General features: G+C 53.8%; 18 protein-coding genes. 8 read left to right on the forward strand and 10 right to left on the reverse strand.

The genetic code is table 11. The features are described 5' to 3' along the window. The first annotated feature begins 25 nt into the window (after nt 1-25). The 6 genes from AAG834_RS03580 (at nt 26) to AAG834_RS03605 (ending at nt 6,852) form a co-directional block, all read left to right on the forward strand. Nucleotides 26-940, forward strand: coding sequence for an ABC transporter ATP-binding protein (locus AAG834_RS03580; protein ID WP_342031280.1), 915 nt, complete (start codon nt 26-28; stop codon nt 938-940). Then, nucleotides 937-2,190 carry an ABC transporter permease gene (locus AAG834_RS03585; protein WP_342031281.1) on the forward strand — a complete coding sequence of 418 codons (1,254 nt, stop codon included), beginning with the start codon at nt 937-939 and terminating at the stop codon, nt 2,188-2,190. The genes AAG834_RS03580 and AAG834_RS03585 overlap by 4 nt, the downstream gene beginning before the upstream one ends. A 79-nt stretch (nt 2,191-2,269) precedes the next feature. Next, entirely contained in the window at nt 2,270-2,560 is a 291-nt protein-coding gene (locus tag AAG834_RS03590; RefSeq protein ID WP_342031282.1) for a phosphopantetheine-binding protein, read from the forward strand. Beyond that, nucleotides 2,557-3,591 carry a beta-ketoacyl synthase N-terminal-like domain-containing protein gene (locus AAG834_RS03595; protein WP_342031283.1) on the forward strand — a complete coding sequence of 345 codons (1,035 nt, stop codon included), beginning with the start codon at nt 2,557-2,559 and terminating at the stop codon, nt 3,589-3,591. The genes AAG834_RS03590 and AAG834_RS03595 overlap by 4 nt, the downstream gene beginning before the upstream one ends. Then, on the forward strand, nt 3,573-4,307 hold the full coding sequence (locus AAG834_RS03600; protein WP_342031284.1) for a hypothetical protein: 735 nt from the start codon (nt 3,573-3,575) through the stop codon (nt 4,305-4,307). Before AAG834_RS03595 ends, AAG834_RS03600 begins: the two co-directional genes overlap by 19 nt. A 199-nt stretch (nt 4,308-4,506) precedes the next feature. Then, entirely contained in the window at nt 4,507-6,852 is a 2,346-nt protein-coding gene (locus AAG834_RS03605) for an MMPL family transporter (protein ID WP_342031285.1), read from the forward strand. Between the two features lie 240 nt (nt 6,853-7,092). Here AAG834_RS03605 and pyrC read toward each other — a convergent pair whose 3' ends face one another. The 3 genes from pyrC to AAG834_RS03620 form a co-directional block, all read right to left on the reverse strand. Then, nucleotides 7,093-8,127 carry a dihydroorotase gene (gene pyrC / locus AAG834_RS03610; RefSeq protein ID WP_342031286.1) on the reverse strand — a complete coding sequence of 345 codons (1,035 nt, stop codon included), beginning with the start codon at nt 8,125-8,127 and terminating at the stop codon, nt 7,093-7,095. Between the two features lie 173 nt (nt 8,128-8,300). Next, nucleotides 8,301-8,903 (reverse strand): NMCC_0638 family (lipo)protein, encoded by a 603-nt coding sequence (locus AAG834_RS03615; protein ID WP_342031287.1) that lies wholly within the window; start codon nt 8,901-8,903, stop codon nt 8,301-8,303. Nucleotides 8,904-8,916: 13 nt separating this feature from the next. Beyond that, a complete protein-coding gene (locus tag AAG834_RS03620) occupies nt 8,917-9,141 on the reverse strand; it encodes a sulfurtransferase TusA family protein (RefSeq protein ID WP_009311572.1) in 225 nt (74 codons plus the stop codon). A gap of 108 nt (nt 9,142-9,249) precedes the next feature. On the opposite strand from AAG834_RS03620, the gene AAG834_RS03625 reads away from it, so the two are divergent. After that, on the forward strand, nt 9,250-9,861 hold the full coding sequence (locus AAG834_RS03625) for a CNP1-like family protein (protein WP_342031308.1): 612 nt from the start codon (nt 9,250-9,252) through the stop codon (nt 9,859-9,861). A 79-nt stretch (nt 9,862-9,940) separates the two neighbouring features. Here AAG834_RS03625 and fumC read toward each other — a convergent pair whose 3' ends face one another. The 7 genes from fumC to AAG834_RS03665 all read right to left on the reverse strand — a co-directional run bounded on the left by fumC (nt 9,941) and on the right by AAG834_RS03665 (nt 18,976). Then, nucleotides 9,941-11,329, reverse strand: coding sequence for a class II fumarate hydratase (fumC, locus tag AAG834_RS03630; RefSeq protein ID WP_342031288.1), 1,389 nt, complete (start codon nt 11,327-11,329; stop codon nt 9,941-9,943). Nucleotides 11,330-11,590: 261 nt separating this feature from the next. Next, complete coding sequence (pta, locus tag AAG834_RS03635) at nt 11,591-13,093, reverse strand: phosphate acetyltransferase (protein WP_342031289.1); 1,503 nt, start codon at nt 13,091-13,093, stop codon at nt 11,591-11,593. A 589-nt stretch (nt 13,094-13,682) separates the two neighbouring features. Continuing rightward, entirely contained in the window at nt 13,683-15,089 is a 1,407-nt protein-coding gene (locus AAG834_RS03640; RefSeq protein ID WP_342031290.1) for a dihydrolipoyl dehydrogenase, read from the reverse strand. 251 nt (nt 15,090-15,340) lie between these two features. After that, nucleotides 15,341-16,078, reverse strand: coding sequence for a redoxin family protein (locus AAG834_RS03645; protein ID WP_003740760.1), 738 nt, complete (start codon nt 16,076-16,078; stop codon nt 15,341-15,343). Between the two features lie 188 nt (nt 16,079-16,266). After that, nucleotides 16,267-17,037: a 1-acylglycerol-3-phosphate O-acyltransferase gene (locus AAG834_RS03650; protein ID WP_070514923.1), complete on the reverse strand. Its 771-nt coding sequence runs from the start codon at nt 17,035-17,037 to the stop codon at nt 16,267-16,269. 100 nt (nt 17,038-17,137) lie between these two features. Beyond that, nucleotides 17,138-17,965, reverse strand: coding sequence for a bifunctional DNA-formamidopyrimidine glycosylase/DNA-(apurinic or apyrimidinic site) lyase (gene mutM, locus AAG834_RS03655; RefSeq protein ID WP_049231242.1), 828 nt, complete (start codon nt 17,963-17,965; stop codon nt 17,138-17,140). A 351-nt stretch (nt 17,966-18,316) separates the two neighbouring features. Next, the gene (locus AAG834_RS03665) at nt 18,317-18,976 is read right to left on the reverse strand and encodes a class I SAM-dependent methyltransferase (RefSeq protein ID WP_049230743.1); all 660 of its coding nucleotides are present in this window, start codon (nt 18,974-18,976) and stop codon (nt 18,317-18,319) included. 209 nt (nt 18,977-19,185) lie between these two features. On the opposite strand from AAG834_RS03665, the gene AAG834_RS03670 reads away from it, so the two are divergent. Next, a complete protein-coding gene (locus AAG834_RS03670; protein WP_070514926.1) occupies nt 19,186-21,315 on the forward strand; it encodes a LysM peptidoglycan-binding domain-containing protein in 2,130 nt (709 codons plus the stop codon). Nucleotides 21,316-21,405: the final 90 nt, after the last annotated feature.

A 21,405-nucleotide genomic window follows, 5' to 3' on the forward strand; every position in this document is an offset into this window, starting at 1 on the left:
TTCATTAAAGGGCAATTTGGAAGCCATGATTCAAATCCAATCCCTCTCCCACCGTTATCCCAAAGCCGAAACCGCCGCGCTGGACAATGTGTCGTTCGATATTGCCGACGGCGAATGTTTGGGGCTGCTCGGCCACAACGGTGCGGGAAAAACGACGCTGATGTCGCTTTTGGCAGGCTTGCAGGAAGTGCGGCAGGGCGAAATTTTGTTTGACGGCAAGCCATTGCGTCTGTTAAGCCGTAGCGAGCGGCAGAAAATCGGTTTGGTGCCGCAGGATTTCGCGTTTTATCCGCAGCTTTCTGTGTGGGACAACCTGTTGTTTTTCGCCTCGCTTTACAAAGTGCGCGACAAGGGTCGTCTGAATGCGCTGTTAGAACAGACCGACCTGACCGCCCACAAGAACAAAGCGGCGAAGCATCTTTCGGGCGGGCTTAAACGTCGTCTGAATTTTGCCATCGGCCTGATTAACACGCCGCAACTGGTGTTCCTCGACGAAATCACGGTCGGCATCGACCCGCAGTCGCGCCGCTTTATCCTCGACAGCGTGGCGGATTTGACGCGGCAGGGGGTAACGGTGGTTTACACCTCGCACTATCTGTCGGAAATCGAGCAGCTTTGCGGCAAAATCGCGCTGCTGCAACACGGCAAACTGGTGTATCACGGCGGTTTGGACGAGCTTTTAAGCACGCAAACCGGTGTCGTGCGTTTTACCGTCGAACCGCCGCTGCCGCCTCAGACGCTGACCGCTTTGGGTGCAAAGCAAGTGGACAGCCGCGGCATGATGGAAACGACACACGATGCCGCCGCCGTTTACGCCGCCCTGCAACAAAGTGGCGCGCAAATCCGCTACTTCCAGCAGGGACACGGTTCGCTGGAAACGTTTTACCTTGATTTCCTGCGCAAAGACGAACCGGCAACAGATAAGCAAAATCCACAATGACGACTTCCTCCCTCCTCAAAGAACTCAAACTGCTCTGCCGCGACCTGCACGGTTTGGCAGTGTTGTTTGTGATGCCCATCGCCTTCATGCTGATTATGTCGTTGGCGCTGAGCCGCGACCAAGATCCGCACACCGACAGCCGCATCGCGCTGGTCGGCGCGGCAAACGACAGCGTCAATACCGCGCTGGCCGCCGCGCTGGAAAAAGAGCAGATTCATGTCACGCTGATGTCGTCTGAAAAACTGACCGACGCGCAAAACGGCCTGCACGACAAGCGTTTCCAACTGGTGCTGTACAACCCGAACGCCGCTTCCGACAAAATCGCCGACAACAAAGCCTTGCAAATCTATGTACCACCCGATACCGAGCCTTCGTGGCTGGCGGCGGTTAAAGGCGTTTTGCAGCAGCACTACACCCAAACGCGGCTGGACGCCTATTTCGACAACAACGACGGCATCAAAATCAACAATAAAAAACTGCCCCGCGCCATCCGAAAAGACATCCAGAAAAAAGTCGATGAAAAAAACGACGAACAATTCGCCGCCGTGCAAACCTTTTTAGATAAAAAAATGTTGGAAGAACACTATTTGAGCGCAGGCAGCGGCACAGTGGAAAAACCCAACGCCGTACAGCACAGCGTTCCCGCATGGCTGATTTTCGGTATGTTTTTCATCATGATACCGCTGTCGAACGTCATGGCGCTGGAACGCCAGACCAACACCATCACCCGCCTGCGTCTCGCCCGCGCCTCCGCGTCCGGCCTGATTGCCGCCAAACTCGTCCCCTATTTCCTGATTAACCAGCTTCAGTTTGTCGGAATGCTGCTGCTCGGCCGCTACCTGCTGCCCGAAATCGGCGTGCCCGCCCTCATACTCAACGGCAGCCTTGTTCCCTACGCGCTGCTGTCCACCGCCGTCAGCGCCGCCGCACTCGGCTACGCGCTTTTGGTCAGTGTCTGCGCCAAATCCACCGAACACGCCGTCGTCCTCGGCGGCGGCGGCATCATCCTGATGGCGGCAATCGGCGGCATTATGGTCCCCGCCCACGTCATGCCCGAAACCATGCAGCAACTCACTTGGATTTCCCCAATGGCATGGGGCCTGAAGGCTTTTCAAGAGCTGCTGCTCAACCGCAGCGGACTGGACGGAATCGGCCGCTACCTCATCCTGCTGTCCGCCTTCTCCGCCACCACCCTGACCGCCGCCGTGCTGGTTTACCGCAGGCAGTTGCAAACGCAGGTGCGGTTTTAGTTCGTCTGAAAACGAGTGTGGCGGGTTGCACTAAAACACAAGCCAACATCCAACCCTACCCCAAACACGAAAGCAAAAAATGTCCTACACCTTTACCTTGGCAGAATACGCGCTGGAAGCGGAATTGAAAAAGCTGATTCTGCAAGAAGCCGACAAGACCGATGATGTTGCCGCCGAAGACTTTACCGACGATGCGCCGTTGTTCGGCGACGGCAGCCCTGTCGATTTGGATTCGCTCGACGCGCTGCAAATCTGCGTCGCGCTGCAACAGTATTTCCAAGTGCGGCTGCAAGGCGACCGTATGGTGCGCAAACATATGATGTGCGTGCGCGATTTGGCGGCGTTCGTCCGCGCGGAGCATGGAGCGTGAGCTGGGTTTGCGGTACAGCGGCCACCTCCGCGCTGAATCCGCAGGCGGATTTCAGACAACCCGATGCGGTGTCTTATACGTTTTTAAACCAGCCGCAGCAGGCCGCTTATTTCCGCGCTTTTGCCGACGACAGCTTGGGGAGCGCCGCTTTTGCGGATATTGCCGAACAACATTTGCGCCGCGCCGCCGAAGATGCCGGATGGCCGTCTGAAAGCTGGCACGACGCGCCGGTTTTTATCGGTTCGAGTTCTTACGCCATCGCCGAATACGAAAACCGCCGCCGCGCGGGCGATACGGACATTGCGGAACACGGCCTGCTCTATCTTGCCGAAGATTTGCGCAAACGCAGCGGCAACCGGCAGATTTTCAGTTTGGCGACCGCCTGCACCTCCTCCGCCCATGCGCTGATTCAGGCAGACAATTGTTTGCGCGGCGGGACGGAACGCGCCTTCGTCCTCGGCATTGAAAACCTCAACCGTCTGACCCTGCTGCATTTTCACAGCTTGGGTTTGTTTACCGAACGCTATCGGCCCTTCGGCGGCAACGGTCTGATTTTGGGCGAAGGTGTCGCCGCACTCGCCCTGTCTGCCACGCCGCCCGACTGTGCAGGTCGTCTGAAACTCGTCGGCCACGCCGCCAATACCGGCAATGACCTGATTCAAAGCAACAGTAAGGCGTTGGAACAGGTTATCCGCCGCGCCTTAAACATCGCCGCTGTTTCACCCGAAAACATCGCCGCCGTCAAAACCCACGGCATCGGCACCGCCGACAGCGACGCCGCCGAATTGGCTGCGCTGGAAAACGTGTTCGGCACCCTGCCGCCGCTGATGGCATTCAAAGCGCAAATCGGCCACACCCTCGGCGCAACCGCCGCCCTCGAAACCGCGCTGCTCTTGTCCGCCCTGAAACAAGGCGGCGGCATCGATTATCAAGGACGCGAAATCCAGTTTTCAGACGACCTTTTCTGTCTTGCCAACCATTTCGGTTTCGGCGGCAGCAACACAGCTATGGTATGGCAATGGCAATCATAAACCCCGACATCCGCATCACTGCCGCCGCGCGTTTCGATACCGAAGCCGCCGTCGGCAACAAAATCCTCAAACAAACCTTGCAGCAGCAAAGCGGCACGGACGCCCGCCGCCTCAGCCGCCTGAGCCTGATTGCCGCACTCGGCGCAGGCCTGCTGCGCGGACAAAGCGAAATCCGCCCCGATTGCGCCGTCTTCCTCGGCACGCCGTTTTCCTCGCCTTCCGTGTTTGAAAAAATGGCAGACAACGTGCTCAACCACCATGCCGCCATGCCTTTCGACTTCATCGCCAACCTGCACAACGCCCCCGTTTTTCATGCCGCGCAAACTCTAGGCACGCACGGCGCGACGTTGGCGGTTGCCACCGAACGCCATTTGGAAACCCGTTTCCACCCCCTGCTGCTCGCCGCACAATCCTTGCAAAGCGGCGGACAGGCCGCGGTCGGCTGGGCATACGAACACCAAGCCACCCACGCCGATACGCGCGAAGGCAGCATTTGGATTTTGCTTGGACACGGCGCGGAACACGGCGTTCCCGTTACCTTGGGCGGACAAACTAAAGAAGCTGAAAGGCCGTCCCGTCAGGAGGCTGCGCACTCTGAAACGCAAGGATATTACTGGCAGGATGTTGCCGATATTTTAGAAACATTGTGCCTTGCCGACGATTTATCATCTGACAAACCCAACCCAATCATGATGGCGCGCGCAGAAATTCTATGAGGTCGCAAACGCGAAACGTGTTCCGAAATACGTCGCTGCCTCCGCGCCGACAGGTCGTCTGAAAATCCGAAACTGTCTTCTGTTTCAAACACATTTTCAGACGACCTGTTTCTTTCCCCTGCCGATTATCCATTCGGATTGTCAATGCACCCGACTTCCCCATAAAATGCCGTAGACACACTTCAAACCCATTTGAAAAATGATGACTACCTACCGCCGCGCCTACACCGTCCTCACCGCCCTGCTGACCCTGTTCCTCATCTATACCGTCTCCACGAAAAACTGGCTGCAAACCGACCTGACCGCGCTGCTGCCGAGCGAACAGCAGCCAGACGCGCTTTTGACGGCGGCAGACAAAGCGGGCGAAGAGCAGTTGAACACGCAGGTGATTTTGCTGGCGGGCAGCAAAGACGCGGAAACGGCGTTTCAGACGACCTCTGAGATTGCCGCTTTGTGGCGTAAAAGCGGCGTGTTCGAGCAAGTGGACAGCAGCGTGACGCCCGACTTGGACAAGGTGCGCGCGGATATCGGCAAGCTGGGACTCGCCCTGCTGCCGGATGAACAAGTGCGCCTGCTGTTTGAGCATCCGCAAGCCTATTTCCAAGCGCGGGCGGAAGCGGCGGTCAACCCGTTTGCCGCGCCCTCGCCTTTGTCTTTGGAACAAGACTGGCTGGGCTTCGGGCGCTTTGTCGCGGGCAAGGCGAATCCGCAAAGCCGCTTGCAGTGGAACATGGACAACGGCATGTTGTTCACCGAAGGCGATGACGGGAAAACTTGGGTCTGGCTGCGCGGAAAACTGGCGGCGGGCGACAATTTTTCAGGCAACAACGCCCTTCTGCCGCTGATAGCGGAAAGCCGCAAACTGGCAAAAGCCAAAGGCGCGGACACGCTGACAGCAGGCGGCGCGCTGTTTGCCGCCGCGTCTAAAACCGAAGCGGAGCAGGAAAGCCGGACGATGAGTACGGTGGGGATGCTGCTGACGTTCGCGCTGCTGCTGTGGGTATTCCGCAGCGTCCGCGTGTTCTGGCTGACGCTGCCTTTAGCGGCGGGTATGCTGACCGGGCTGGCGGCGGCTTTGCTGTTCTTCGGAGAGGTGCATATCCTGACCATCGTCATCGGCACGAGTTTGGTCGGTATGCTGGTGGATTTCCCGCTGCACTGGCTCGCGCCTTCGGTATTCGGCACACGGGCGAAAAACGGCAAAACGGCTTTTTCAGACGACCCCGTCTGGCAGGCAGAACCCGCCATGAAACACGTTTTGCCGAGCTTTACCGTCAGCCTGCTGATTACGGTCTTGGGCTACGCGCTCTTGTGGTTCACGCCGCTGCCCGTATTGCGGCAGACCGCCGTGTTTTCAGGGTTTGCGCTGGCGGGCGCTTTCGGCGCGACGGTGTTGTGGCTGCCGCCGCTGTTTCAGCGTTACCGCGCCAAAACCGTGCCGTTTGCCGCGCTGACCGAACGGCTCTACGCGCTGTCGGGTCGTCTGAAAATCCGTCTGCACAAACGCGGCTGGCTGATTGTCGGCGGCGTGTTGCTGGCGGTCGGGCTGTGGCGCAGCGACTGGCGCGACGACATCCGCCAGTGGGTCAACATGCCGTCTGAAATGCTGGCGGAAGTGCAACGCATCGGGCAGTTGAGCGGCGCAGATTTCGGCGGCAAATACTTGGTTGCCGAAGCGCCGAGCGAAGACGCTTTGTTGATGAAAACCGCCGAACTCGGCCGCGCGCTGCAACCTTTAGTTGCGCAAGGCAAGCTCGTCAGTTTCCAATCTCCTGACCAGCTCCTGATGCCCGTATCCGAACAGAAAAAACTGCAAAACCGCCTGCGCGAGCTGTCCAAGCTGCCTGAAAGCCGCCAACCGCTTGTCGATATCGGCATTCCGCACAAAACCCTACGCAACGCGCTGCTGCAAGCCGCCGATGCGCTGCCGCTGACGCTTGCCGATGCGCTGAAAACCGATTTGGCGGAAGCCTGGCGGCCGCTTTATTTGGGTGAAGTCGAAAAAGGCCGTTTTGCCGCCATCGTGCGCCTGAACGGCATGACCGACGACACCGCCGTCCGCTCCACCGCGCAAAGCGTAGCGGGCGTACATTGGGCGGACAAACGCGCCCACCTGAACGACCTTTTCCACCACACGCGCAATCAGGCGGCGTGGTTGAAACTGGCATCCTATGCGCTGGCATGGTTGGTTTTATGGCGTATGTTCGGCATGAAACGCGGCACCAAAATCCTTGCCGTACCGCTTGCCGCCGCCGTCTGCACCGTCGCCGTACTCGGTCTGGCAGGCATCCCCGTCAGCCTGTTCGCCATGTTCGGCCTGCTTTTGGTGTCCGCCATCGGCGTCGATTACGCCGTCTATGCCCTCACCGCGCGACACAGCGCACCCGCGCGGCTGGGCGGGATGCTGCTTGCCGCCGCTACCACCGCCATCTCCTTCGCCCTGCTCGCCCTAAGCGGCACGCCCGCCGTCGCCGCCTTCGGCATTACGGTCACGGTCGGCGTAGCGTTCAATATTTGGCTGGCGGGGGCTTTGTTGAAAGATTGATGTTTAAAATTTAAAAAACAAAAAGGTTGTCTGAAAACGGGTTGGCGGATTTTGCGCCAACCCGTTTTCAGACGACCTTTTTGACAATATCAAACGTAATCAAGCTGCTGTCTTCTTGCAGAACGTAAATCCATTTGCGAGACTATCCTAGGACAAACCTTATCCGCTCCCTCATCAAACCAAAATGCCTGCCCTCTTTTCGGGCAGGCATTTTCATACGTCAGTTCAATCAAGTTCGGCTCAATATTCCACCGTCCAGCCTATCTCGCCGCCCGCGCGCATCGGGACGAGTTCGCCGTCGCCGTAAGGGACGCTTGAGGGGACGGTTTGGCTTTGTTTGACGAGGGTGATCGTGTCGGCGTTTTCGGGAATGCCGTAGAACCTTGCGCCGTTTTTCGAGGCGAAGGCTTCGAGTTTGTCCAATGCGCCTGCTTTTTCAAACACTTCGGCGTAAAGCTCGATGGCGGTCATGGCGCTGAACATGCCGGCACAGCCGCAGGCGTTTTCTTTGGCGGATTTGGCGTGCGGCGCGGAGTCGGTGCCGAGGAAGAATTTGTGCGCCTTCTCGCCGGTAACGGCGGCAACCAATGCCTGACGGTGAGTCTCGCGTTTGAGTACGGGCAGGCAGAAATGATGGGGGCGCACGCCGCCGACCAAGAGGTCGTTACGGTTGAGCAGGAGGTGTTGCGGGGTAACGGAGGCGGCAACGTTGTCGCCTGCTTCCAAAACCAGGCGGGCGGCTTCGGCGGTGGTGATGTGTTCGAACACGACTTTGAGATTCGGCACTTGCGCTAAAACGGGTTTCATCACGCGCTCGATAAAGGCGGCTTCGCGGTCGAAAATGTCAATTTCGGGGTCGGTTACTTCGCCGTGAACGAGGAACAAAATGCCCTGTTTCGCCATTTCTTCCAAAACGGGAATGAGTTTGAACAGGTCGGTTACGCCGGAATCGGAATTGGTGGTCGCGCCTGCGGGGTAGAGTTTGAAGGCGACGATGCCGGCGGCTTTGGCTTCGCGCACCAGCTCGGGCGTGGCTTGATCGGTCAGGTAAAGCGTCATCAACGGCTCAAACGCGCTGCCTTCGGGCAACGCCGCCATGATGCGCGCTTTGTAGGCAAGCGCGTCGGCTACGCTGACGACGGGCGGCTTGAGGTTGGGCATGATGACGGCGCGACCCATCTGGCGGGCGGTATAGGGGGCAACGGCTTGGAGCGCGTCGCCGTCGCGCAGGTGCAGGTGCATATCGTCGGGGCGGATGATGGTCAGGGTTTGCATGGGTGTTCCTTTTTAGATTTTGGGTTTCAGACGACCCCTTGATGTTCCCTAGGATCTGTCAACATTTCATTTTCCAAGTGGATTTTTGTTCACAAAGCGGAAGATGACGATTTGGAGATAAAAAGACACGGAAACTATTGAATGCCGACAGTCCCTAAGGTCGTCTGAAAAGGCTATTGCACAAGAACAGGCTTGCCGTTGTAGGACTGATGCGTCAGGTAAAACACCGCCTGCACGGGCAGCTGGTCGGATGGGGTGGTTTTGACGGTCAGCAGGGTTTCTTCCGAGCTGCCCGACGCGCGCCACGCGTAGGACAACTGGCGGATCGGAATCGGCGATTCGGAGGCTTGATCGGTGCGCAATTCGTTGTTCAAACCCTTCGGCGGGTTTTCCACCAATACCATAAACTGCTTGCGTATCAGGGTTTCGTCCGCCCGCGCCGTCTTCACGCTGCAACTGTCGCCGGTCAGGCTCAAATAATAATCCGCGCCGTCCTGCGTTTTCTTCCAAACGGCAAGCGCATCCGGCTCGATGAAACCTGCGGGCAGCCTGCCGATTTCTTCCGCATTCAAAGCCGTCAGCTTTTCATTATCGGCAAAAGAGCGCACCTTATCGGCAGCCCCGTCAAAAGCGACGCAGCCTTGACGGAACAATTCCGCTGCCGCGTTCGCACGATCCGCCATTTGCTCGGGCGGCACTTCTTCCCTGCCGCACGCCGCCAATAAAACGGAGAAAGCGGCAAGCGTCAAAAGCCTTGAAATCGGACGTTTCGCCATTTTCAGACGACCTTTATTTGTGTTTCACAACCAGCGTGAACACGCCGTCTTCTTCACGCGATTCGAGCAAGACATGCCCGGTCTGGCGGCAGAAAGCCTCAAAATCGCCGGGCGCACCGCCGTCGGTCGCCAACACGGTCAGGACTTCGCCTGCCTCCATTTGCGCCAACGCTTTTTTGGTTTTCAAAATCGGCAAAGGGCATCTGAGCCCCTTCAAGTCTAAGGTGTGTGCGTTCATATTTTCCGATGTTCCGTTAACAGGATTAACATGAATTATACCGTACTTACTTGCACCCCACCCCGACGAACCCATAAAATAAAGCCGTTTTTCACTTTGGAGCACACCATGCGCCGTCTCGCCCTCCTGACCCTCTGCCTCGCCGCCACGGCAGTCAACGCCGCCGGATTCAGCGAAAAAGATACCCCCTTCAACACACGCTACAAAGAAAGCCCCGAAGAAGCCGCAGCCCGCGAGTTCGCCGAACAAAAAACCGCGCTCCCGCCCCTGCCCGACACCCAATCCGGCGACTGGTTCGACCTCTACGTCAGCGAAGACTACGGCAAACAGCCCAAAATCCTCTTCAGCAGCCTGCAAATCATGCCCTCTCCCGACGGCAGCATCCGCTACATCCTCAACGTGCGTTCCGACAAAGGCCATGACAACCTGACCGTCGAAGGCCTCTTCTGCGCCCGTTCGTCCTTCACATACGGCAAAGACAAACGCTCGTCTTATAAAGTGTTCGGCTACGGCGACACCGTCAACCGCCGCTGGATCGAGCCGCGCAAAGCCGAATGGAAACCCATAGGCTCGACCTTCAACAAAAACGACGAGATGCGTGCCGTCCTCTACCAAGCCTTCTGTGTCGACGGCGTACCGAACACCACCGAAGGCCTGGTCAAACGCCTCAAAGAACGCGCCGGACGCTACGCGCCGAAAATGGTGCGCCACGACAAATAAGCCGTTTGACGGTTTCAAACATCAAAAAAGGTCGTCTGAAATATTTTCAGACGACCTTTGCCGTATTTCAAACCGTCAATCAGCGCGGATGAACCATATCGGCGGGGACAACCAGTTCGTCAAACTCTTCGCCTGTCAGCAAGCCCAACTCAACGGCGGTTTCGCGCAGCAATTTGTCGTTCTTATAGGCGGTTTTGGCGACTTTGGCGGCGTTTTCGTAGCCGATTTTGCGGTTCAGCGCGGTAACGAGCATCAGGGAATGGTGCAGGAAATAGTCGATTTTTTCCGGTACGGGTTCGATGCCGGCGGCGCAGTGTTCATTGAAGCTGTTGCATGCGTCGCCCAACAGGCGGATGGATTGCAAAAGGTTGTAGGCGATAACGGGCATATAGACGTTCAGCTCGAAATTACCCGACGCGCCCGCCATGCCGATGGTAACGTCGTTGCCGAACACTTGGCAGCACACCATGGTCATCGCCTCGCATTGGGTCGGGTTGACTTTGCCCGGCATGATGGACGAACCCGGCTCGTTTTCGGGGATTTTGATTTCGCCCAAACCGCAGCGCGGGCCGCTTGCCAACCAGCGGATGTCGTTGGCGATTTTGTTCAGGCTCGCCGCCAGCGTTTTCAGTGCGCCCGAAGCGGCAACGGCGGCATCGCGTCCGCCCAAGGCTTCAAATTTGTTCGGCGCGCTGACAAACGGCAGACCGGACAGTTCGGCGAGTTTAGCGGCGGCTTTTTCGGCGTATTCGGGATGGCTGTTCAAGCCCGTGCCGACTGCCGTACCGCCCAAAGCGAGTTCGTATAAACCTTTGAGCGCGTCGTTCAGACGGCCTAAGCCGTGGTCGAGCTGGGAAACGTAGCCGGAAAATTCTTGTCCCAAAGTCAGCGGCGTCGCGTCCTGCAAGTGGGTGCGGCCGATTTTGACGATGGGGGCGAATTCTTTGGCTTTTTTATCCAATGTGTCGCGCAGTGCTTGGACGGCGGGGATGAGGTGACGGTTGATTTCAATCGCGGCGGCGACGTGGATGGCGGTCGGGAACGCGTCGTTGGTCGATTGCGCATGGTTCACATGGTCGTTGGGATGGACGGGCTGGTACGCCGCCAAACCCGTACCGGCGATTTCGTTGGCGCGGTTTGCCAGCACTTCGTTCATGTTCATATTGGACTGCGTGCCGGAGCCGGTCTGCCAAACCACTAAGGGGAACTGCCCGTCGAGCTTGCCGTTCAACACGTCGTCCGCCGCCTGCGTAATCAAATCCGCCTGCTCAGGCTTAATCCTGCCGAGGGAAACATTGGTGGCGGCTGCGGCTTTTTTCACCAGCGCCAAAGCATAAATCAACGGCTGCGGCAGGGTTTCGCCGCCGATTTTGAAATTGTTGCGGCTGCGCTGGGTCTGCGCGCCCCAATAGGCTTCGGACGGGACTTCGACATTGCCCATGGTGTCGTGTTCGGTACGGGTGCTCATGCGTTTCTCCTAAGTTAAATGATAATGCAAATAATTTGCAAGCGTATTATAGCGGGCAGGAGGTCGTCTGAAAAGCGGGGGAAGGAGGTTTGAACAAGCAGTTTCGGACGGCGTTTTGAAAGCTGAAAAGAAGATTGAGACAGACAAGGAATTGTGTTTAACCTGTTTGGGCTATGCCAAAATGAAAAAAGGTCGTCTGAAAACCTTATTGATATTGATAGGTTTTCAGACGACCTGTGTTTACTTTAAAAATTCAAGTAATCAGTTTGCCATTTGTTTTGCCTGAACCGCTGTCAGGGCGATGGTGAAGACGATGTCTTCTACCAATGCGCCGCGGGAAAGGTCGTTGACCGGTTTGCGCAAACCTTGCAACAGCGGGCCGACGCTCAGGACGTTGGCGCTGCGTTGTACGGCTTTGTAGGTGCAGTTGCCGGTGTTGAGGCTTGGGAAAATCAGGACGGTTGCCTGACCGGCGACGGTGCTTTCAGGGGCTTTGGTTTTGCCGATTTCAGGCACGGTAGCCGCATCGTATTGCAGCGGGCCGTCGATTTCCAAATCCGGGCGTTTTTCTTTTGCCAGTTTAGTCGCTTCAATCACGGCATCGACATCAGGGCCGCTGCCTGAGTTGATGGTGGAGTAGGAAATCATGGCAACTTTAGGCGGGATACCGAAGGCTTTGGCGGTATCGGCGGATTGGATGGCGATATCGGCAAGCTGTTCGGGCGTCGGGTTCGGGTTGACCGCGCAGTCGCCGAAGACGAGGACTTGGTTGGGTAGCAGCATGAAGAATACGCTGGACACGAGGCTCGCGCCCGGTGCAGTTTTAATCAGCTGCAAGGCGGGGCGGATGGTGTTGGCGGTAGTATGAACGGCGCCGGATACCAAGCCGTCCACGTCGTTTTGCGCCATCATCATGGTGCCGAGGACGACGGTGTCTTGCAATTGTTTGCGGGCGTCTTCAGGCGTCAGACCTTTAGATTTGCGCAATTCACACATCGGCTCAACGTATTGTTCAATCAATGTAGCGGGATCGACGATTTCCAAAGAGTCAGGCAGGCTGATGCCGCGTTCTTTGGCAACGGCTTCAACTTCTTCGCGTTTGGCAAGCAGGACGCAGCGGGCAATGCCTTTTTCGTGGCAGATGGCGGCTGCGGCGACAGTACGCGGCTCTGCGCCTTCGGGCAGAACGATGCGCATATCGGCTTTGCGGGCAAAATCAATCAGGTTGTAACGGAATTGGGCGGGAGAAAGGCGGGAGGCTTCGCGTTTTGCCAAAGCAGATACGTCTTTGAGCGCGCTGCTTGAGCCGTAGAACGTCAGTCCGGTCAGACGGGCAACTTCTTCGCCTACGGATGCTGCCGCGCCTTCAATAATGAAGCCTTCCAAAAGACCCGGTGCGTTGGTGTAAAGCTGTTTGGCAAGGTTGATTCGGTGTGCCGCTTCGGCTGCGTCGGCATTGTCGGATTGCAATGCCAAGACTACGCCTGCATCCAAAGACAGTGCCAGCTCGACGTTTTTGCCGGAGAGGAAGAGTTTGTCCGCATCGGGGGCGATACCTTCGATAACGAGTTTATCGGTATTGAGTGCGACGGCTTTGCCGACCACAGCGTCAAACCAGTCGTCGCTTTTGCCTTGTGCCAACAGGATTTCGGCGGATGCGTCGAGCGGTTGGAAAACTTGCGCGCCCAAAGCTTGGGCAAAGGCTTTGCTTGCTGCTGCCACGTCCAAACCGGCGGATACCGGAGCGACCAATAATTTAGCCATGATATGTGTCCTTTCTATTTGGAGGTTGTCCGTCGCCGCCGTGATGCGGACGTAACGGCAATGGCTTAATACTAACAAACAAACTGCGTTTCCAACAAGGTTAAATGTTAATGGATTGAGCGAAAATGCAATGGATTTTTAAGAAACGCATAAAGAATGGGCTAAAATCGAAACCAGCCATCCCCTTCCTTTTAATCTTTACTGATTACCGCGAACAATACCGTTTGAAATGAAAAAAAGCTGAGTCCTGTAACATACAGAACCCTGCTGATATCAACCATCTGAACAGGCTTTGATGAATAGTTAAGATTGAAAGGATTTCCACCTTTAAGCCCAAGTTTCAGACGACCTCTCGTTTCGGCAGCTAAGTCTGCCGTAGGTCAGATTCTTGAATCTGACATCTCCATCTGCCACAACGCGTAAAGGAAACAGAAGCATTAAATATTCGTCGGATACAGGTATCCGAACTACACATTACCCAGCAACTGATTTTATTCCGCAATGTAAAGACAAAAAAGTCGTCTGAAAACCTTAAATCATCAGGTTTTCAGACGACCTTTCATTTCGGCTGATTGATTAAGTCAACCTATCAAGCCTGTTTCAGCTTCGCATCAGCATCGCGCAACGCGGTACGCAAACCTTCCTCGATAACGGGATGGTAGAACGGCATATCCAGCATTTGCTCAACGGTCATCTTCATTTGATGCGCCCATGCCAACAGGTGCGCCAAATGTTCGGCGGCCGGGCCTAAGATTTCCGCGCCGATGAAGCGGCCGGTGGCTTTTTCGGCATACAGGCGCATATGGCCTTTGTTTACCAGCATCACGCGGCTGCGGCCTTGGTTTTTGAACGATACTTCACCGATGACAAATTCGTCGGGTTGATATTGCGCGGCAACCTGCGCGTATTTCAAACCGATAAAACCGATTTGCGGATTGGTGAACACCACGCCGATGGTACTGCGGCGCAAACCACCACCGATATTCGGATAGCGGCCCGCGTTGTCGCCGGCAATCTTGCCTTGGTCGGCAGCTTCGTGCAGCAGAGGCAGTTGATTGGATGCGTCGCCCGCGATGAAGATATGCGGAATGCTGGTCTGCATGGTCAGCGGATCGGCAACGGGTACGCCACGCGCGTCTTTTTCGATATTGATGTTTTCCAAACCGATATTGTCAACGTTCGGACGGCGGCCTACGGCTGCCAGCATATATTCGGCAACAAATACGCCTTTTTCGCCATCCTGCTCCCAATGGACTTCTACATTGCCGTCTGCATCGAGTTTGACCTCGGTTTTAGCATCCAAATGCAGTTTCAATTCTTCGCCGAACACGGCTTTCGCCTCGTCTGAAACGACGGGGTCGGAAATACCGCCGATGATGCCGCCCAAGCCGAAAATCTCGACTTTCACGCCCAAACGGTGCAATGCCTGACCCAGTTCCAAACCGATAACGCCCGGCCCGAACACGGCAACGCTCTTAGGCAGCGTATCCCATGAGAAAACATCGTCGTTGATAATCAAACGGTCGCCCAAAGACTGCCACTGCGGCAGGATAACGGGACGCGAACCGGTAGCAATCACGAAACTTTTTGCCGTGATTTGGGTATGGTCGTCGATTTGGACGGTATTCTCGTCGATAAATTTAGCCGAACCCATAATGCGCTTGTCGGCAGGCCACTCTTCCACATCGGCAACGACAAAGCCGACAAAACGGTCGCGCTCGGATTTGACGCGGTGCATCACTTCTTCGCCGTTGACGACAATGCTGTCTTTGTCCAAATGCACGCCGAACGGGTCGGTATGCAGTGCGTGATGGCGCGCTTCTGCGGCGGCAATCAAGAGTTTGGAAGGCATACAGCCCACGCGCGCGCAGGTCGTGCCGAACACATTGTTTTCAATCAGGTAAACATTATCCGAATGTAAACGGGCATTGCGAAACGCGCCCATGCCGGCAGTACCGCCGCCGATTACGACGACATCTGCTTGAATTTTTTTCATAATCTTTGTCCTTTTTTGTTGAGCGTCCGAAGCGGTATCAGCGTGATGCGTATCGGGTTTTCAGACGACCTTTTAATAAACTATCGATAATATAAAATCAATAGCCATTTTAAAAATCTCGATTTAAAACAATAATCTCAAATTCTACTTGTAAATATAGAGCTATTCAGAACGACCATGTAGCGTATCGTCTGAATAACTCTATTTTTCTGTTCAGACGGCTTTTTCAAACCGTCTTAAGCATCAAGCAATTAGTTTTTAGCCAAGTAAGCTTCCAAATCTTCGCTGCCGCCGATGTATTTGCCGCCGATGAAGACTTGAGGAGCAGTCATCTTGCCGGTAATGGCGCGAACGGAAGTAACAGTTGCATCTTTGCCCAATACGATTTCTTCGTAAGACAGACCTTTGTCTTGCAAAGCTTTTTTAGCTTTAGCGCAGAATTGGCAGCCGGGTTTGGTGAAGATGGCAACAGACTCTTGAGCTTTCCAGTCAGGGGCGATGAATTTCAACATAGTGTCAGCGTCAGACACTTTGAAAGGATCACCCGGCTCTTCAGGCTCGATGAACATTTTTTCAACCACTCCGTCGTTAACCAGCATGGAGTAACGCCAAGAGCGTTTGCCGAAGCCCAAGTCTTCTTTGCCGACCAGCATGCCCATGCCTTCGGTAAATTCGCCGTTGCCATCAGGAATCATGTAGATGTTGTCAGCTTCTTCTTCGGCAGCCCAAGCGTTCATCACGAAAGTATCGTTTACAGATACGCAGTAGATTGCGTCAACGCCGTTTTCTTTGAACGCGCCGAACAATTCGTTATAACGTGGCAGGTGGGAAGAAGAACAAGTCGGAGTAAATGCGCCGGGCAGAGAGAATACGACTACTTTTTTACCTTTGAACAAGTCATCAGTGGAAACATCTTTCCAAGTGTCGCCCACGCGGGTACGGAATACGACGGAAGGTACTTTTTGACCGGTACGATCTTGCAAAGCCATTTTGGATCTCCTTGAAATTTTAGGTTTAGGGAATGATACGAGTGAATGTGTGCATTCTAGCGCAGGTAGTTTGATTTGTATAATTTATAGTTCAAATAATATTAATTACCTGAAACTATGAAACCCAACCTGCGAACGTTTCATTTAAATAGAGGTCGTCTGAAAGAAAACAAGCCCCTGGCTTGGAATTATTTTTCGGAATCGTGTGCATCGGACAATACGACTTCACGGATGCTGCTTTCCACTTTGTCTTTCAACATAAAGCGGTCTTCTTCTTTGCCGGGGCGAATCGGGGTGGCAAAATCAATACGGATGCGCAGCTTTTTCATGGAAACGATGCGCCAGAGCGAGCGCACCAAATCGACTTGCGCATAAGACGGCACAGTCGTCCTTTTACCGGCATCATCATAATAGCGCAGCGTAACCGCCTGAACAGGCGCGTCGGCATCGATGGCGGATTGAAAGAGTGCGGCTTTAAATGACAAAATGTCCAAGCCCAAAGAAGTCCGTGCCTCGGGGAAAAAGCTGACATTCTGCCCTGCTTTCAACGCAGCGCAAATGGCTTGGTTAATCGGCTCGACATCGCGACGGGAATTGCGGTTGATAAACACCGTACCTGCGTTTTGCCCCATTTTGCCCAACACCGGCCAGTCTTTGATTTCCTGCTTGGCGATAAAGCTGCTCGGATACACTGCGCTCATGGCGAAAATATCCAGCCAAGACACATGGTTTGCCGCCACCAAAACACCCTTCACATTATCCGCGGGCGGCGTGCCGATTTCCAATTCGATATCCAAGGCTTCCAGCGCGCCTTTTCCCAGAGTAATGACCGCATGATCGCGTTCGGCAGGATTGCCGGCATCGATACGGCGCAAATGCCTTCCGGTTCGGAATAACCACCCTGCCAAGCGGAACAATCTGCCCAAACGGGTAAAAAACGGGGCTTTTTGTGAGTGCATAACTGTTTTTCTTTTCGTCTTAAATGTGTATCAAATCATAGTAATAACGCTTTCAGACGACCAAGATGACAAAGAGGTCGTCTGAAAACAGGTTCATACATTATTTTTGGCAGTTCGGACAATAAAACGTCCCGCGCTGCCCCAAAACTTCCTTCTGCACCAAACCGCCGCAACGGACGCAGGGTTCGTTGTGCCTGCCGTACACCGTATATTCCTGCTGGAAATAGCCGCTTTTGCCGTCGCTGTTGACAAAGTCGCGCAACGTACTGCCGCCGGTTTCAATCGCGCGCTGCAATACCGCTTTAATCGTTTCCACCAAGACGGCGCATTCTTTTTTCTTAACCTTGTCCGCAGGGCGGTGCGGCGAGATGCCCGATTTAAACAGGCTTTCGTTCGCATAAATATTGCCCACGCCGACCACGACGGCATTGTCCATCAGAGCCAGCTTGACCGCGCGTTTTTGTGTTTTAAATTTTCGGTACAGATACTCGGCGGAGAAGTCGTCTGAAAGCGGCTCGGGGCCCAGTTTTTCAAGGAGCGGATGATGCTCGGCAATGCCTTCATACCACAAAATCGCGCCAAACTTACGCGGGTCGCGATAGCGCAACACCGTTCCGTCCGCAAACACAATGTCCACATGGTCGTGTTTATCAGGATGTTCAACCCGCGCATCGCCGTCCGTAAAAATCCGTAAGCTGCCCGACATACCCAGATGAATCAACAAAATACCCGTTGCAAAACCGATAATCAGATATTTCGCCCGCCGACGGCAATTCAATACCTCCTGCCCCGCCAAAAGCTCCGCCAACTGCGGATTGACCTGCCAACGCAGCTTGGTTTGGCGCAACACGACATCCGCCACCTTTTTACCTTGAATATGCGGGCTGATACCGCGCAAAGTCGTTTCCACCTCGGGCAATTCCGGCATTTTTCTTTATCCTCAAGCTAATACAGTCAACATCGACTTTTCAGACGACCTGCGATTCTACAGATGCCAAAGCAGCCTGACAATTTGCAACCAATCGGTTTTATAGGAAGAATGCAGCAAATTCAAGGCAGAATGACAAATATAGAAGAAACTATTTTTATGGAGTCAAACCTACCGTTTTCAAATATAGTGGATTAACTTTAAACCGGTACGGCGTTGCCTCGCCTTGCCGTACTATTTGTACTGTCTGCGGCTTCGTCGCCTTGTCCTGATTTAAATTTAATCCACTATATTCCGCCTCGAAAGGTCGTCTGAAACCCGGCCATTCCGGTTTTACCAACGCCGCATTTCTCAATCCGAAATCCGCGCCGCACCCAAAGCCACCGTCTGCGTTCCCAATATTTTTTCAAACTCCGGCAAAGGCGTAACTCCCGCCATACGTTTGACCAAAACCAAACCGTACACCGCCGCGCACTGTGGCCACCACCTGTCCCCTGCCTTCTCCATAAAACGCCAAAACTGCAGCCCCTTTTGCGAATTCACAGCAGGCAGGTACACCATAAACTTTCCAAATTCCACTTCAAAATCCAAATCCGCCAGCCGCTGCTTCAAAGCCGGCAAAGTCAGGCAATGCTCCTTTTTAGGCAAGTGCGTTCCATCAAACCACTTGCTGAAAAACCACAAAGATTTCGGATTAAATCCCGTCAAAACCAACCGCCCTTCAGGTTTCAACACCCTAGACGCCTCATGCAGCACTTGCGACAGTGCGGCAGTTTCGTGACTGTGCGGCATCAGCAGCACATCAATAGAATGACTTTCCCAAGCCATAGCATCCGCCGTCATCAATACATCGCAGGGCACGACAACCACGTTTTCAGACGACCTCAACCATTCGCCACCTTGCTGGACGACGGTTTGTCCGTCGAAATATTGTAAATGCTGCTCAAAAAAAGCAGCTTCGTTTTGAGCAACATAACGCCCCATAGCCGTATTTTCAAACCATACATCCATAGTCGTTATCCTATTAACTGTTTCATGCGTTCATTTCTACTGTCCGATAGAAAAATACAATGCAATCGCCGTATTTATGCCACAGATTTTAGCATTAAGACTCAAGCATATGTAAATTTCACCCCCATTACCTTGACGGCTACATCTTCAAACAGTACCATCGGGTAGACTAAATTTAACCTTATATCATTGATAATTATTGATTCATCATGGCAAAACTGAAAACCATCGCACTTACCATTTCAAGTTTATCCGCAGCTTCAGGCGCAGCATACGCTCAAAATGCCACACCAGATCAAGTAGGTATGGCAATGATGCGCCTCAATTCCTCTCTTTTGGATCAAGCCAAAGCGCAAACTTTCGGAACGGGCAGCCTTTGGGCATCATTGCGCAAGGATTTCCGTATTAACGAGGTCAATTCCGAACTTGTTCGCCGCCATGAGAGCAAATTCGCTGCCAATAGCGCCTACTTCGACCGCACCATTACCCGCAGCAAACCTTATATGTACCATATTGCCAACGAAGTCAGAAAACGCAATATGCCTGCCGAAATCGCATTGCTGCCGTTTATCGAAAGCGCATTCGTTACCAAAGCGAAATCACATGTCGGCGCATCCGGTCTATGGCAGTTTATGCCTGCAACGGGTCGCCACTACGGCTTGGAAAAAACCCCTTTGTATGATGGCCGTCACGATGTCTACGCAGCAACTGACGCAGCATTGAATTACCTGCAATACCTGCACGGATTATTCGGCGACTGGTCTCTTGCACTGGCTGCCTACAACTGGGGCGAAGGTAATGTCGGTCGCGCCGTCAATCGGGCGCGTGCGCAAGGCTTAGAGCCGATTTACGAAAATCTGCGTATGCCTGACGAAACACGGAATTACGTTCCCAAACTCTTGGCCGTACGCAATATCGTTGCAAACCCGCAAACTTTCGGCATGAATATCACCGAAATTAACAATCAGCCGTATTTCAAATCCCTGAGCATCGACAAGCCGATTGACAACAGCACTATCGCCCGCTTCGCCAACATCAGCGAAAGCGAATTGCTGACACTCAATCCGGGATTCAATGCGCCTGTATTCATCCCGAAAAACAATCGCCGCCTGTTGCTGCCTGTTGATTCTGTGGCTTCTTTCGAGAAAAACTACCGAAACGCAAATCCCGATACTTTGTTGTCTTGGAACGTATACACATCTCGAAACAATACCAGCTTGAACGCCATCGCTGCAGAAACCGGCATGAGCGTTGCCGAAATCAAACGACTGAACGGATTGGGTAATAACTCCCTGTCTTCCGACCGCAGTATTTTGGTAGCCAAGAATCAAGCAACTAATTCGACAACATCTAATACGCTCGCGTTCATCGATGTCGATAACAGACCGGATACTTACCGTTCCAATATGCCGGAAATGGCGCCTATTCAAACGACAAAAGCAAATATTCCTACGACGAATTTTGCAAACATCAAGCCCGTTGCCGCAACACCTACTGATTATGTAGCTCTAGGCAAAAAAGCAGTATCCGAAACTTTGGTTGCACAATCAGCCCCTGCTATCGAAGAAAGCAAAGTCACTTCCGCAGCTTCTACGGTTGTCGCCAAAGCAGATATCACTGCCGCACCTGCAGCCGTTCAAACCAACTCTTCTGCAGATTTGGCATCAGCAAATGTCAAAGAAGAACGTATTCCTGAAATATTTGCCCAATTGGCTCAAGCTGAAAGCAAGCCTGCCGTTGTCGAGCAAACTGCTGCGAATACAACTACTGAGTTGACTACTGCTCAAGCCACTCCGGCGCAAGCTACTGAAACAGCTGATGAACTGATGGCATTGGTGGACTCTAATCTTCGCACTCAAACTGAAAATACAGTAGTCGCACAAGCTGCGAGCGAGCAAAATGTTGCGTCTGACGCAGTCAAAGCACGTAGCGAGCGCATTGCCGCCAATACTGCCAAACAACAAAGCCGTACTGAGGCACGTTTAGCTCGTGCGGGCAATCAGCAGCAATCTCAAACTGCAGGTGCCGGTATGCACCGTGTAGCCGATGGTGATACGCTGTTTAATATCTCCCGTCGTTACAATTTGAGCGTTGCTGATTTGATTATTGCCAACAACATCAAAGGCAATAACATCCGTAAAGGTCAGCTGTTGCGTGTTACCGCAGCACCTGCTAAAACTCGAAACAGCATCCGAAACGTTTCTTATACCGTTCGCAGAGGCGATACTTTAAATACCATCGCCAACCGCTTCAATGTTGATGTAAACGATATCCGCCGCTGGAATCGAAATACCAATGGCGTGACACCCGGTCAACGTTTGAAATTAATCGGCAGTTAAGATCATTGTTCATCAAAAAGTCGTCTGAAATTTTTCAGGCGACTTTTTATTTGCCAAGAAACTTAATTTACCCTACATCATCACCACACT

It is taken from the genome of Neisseria sp. Marseille-Q2251 (assembly GCF_940793045.1).
Lineage (GTDB): Bacteria > Pseudomonadota > Gammaproteobacteria > Burkholderiales > Neisseriaceae > Neisseria.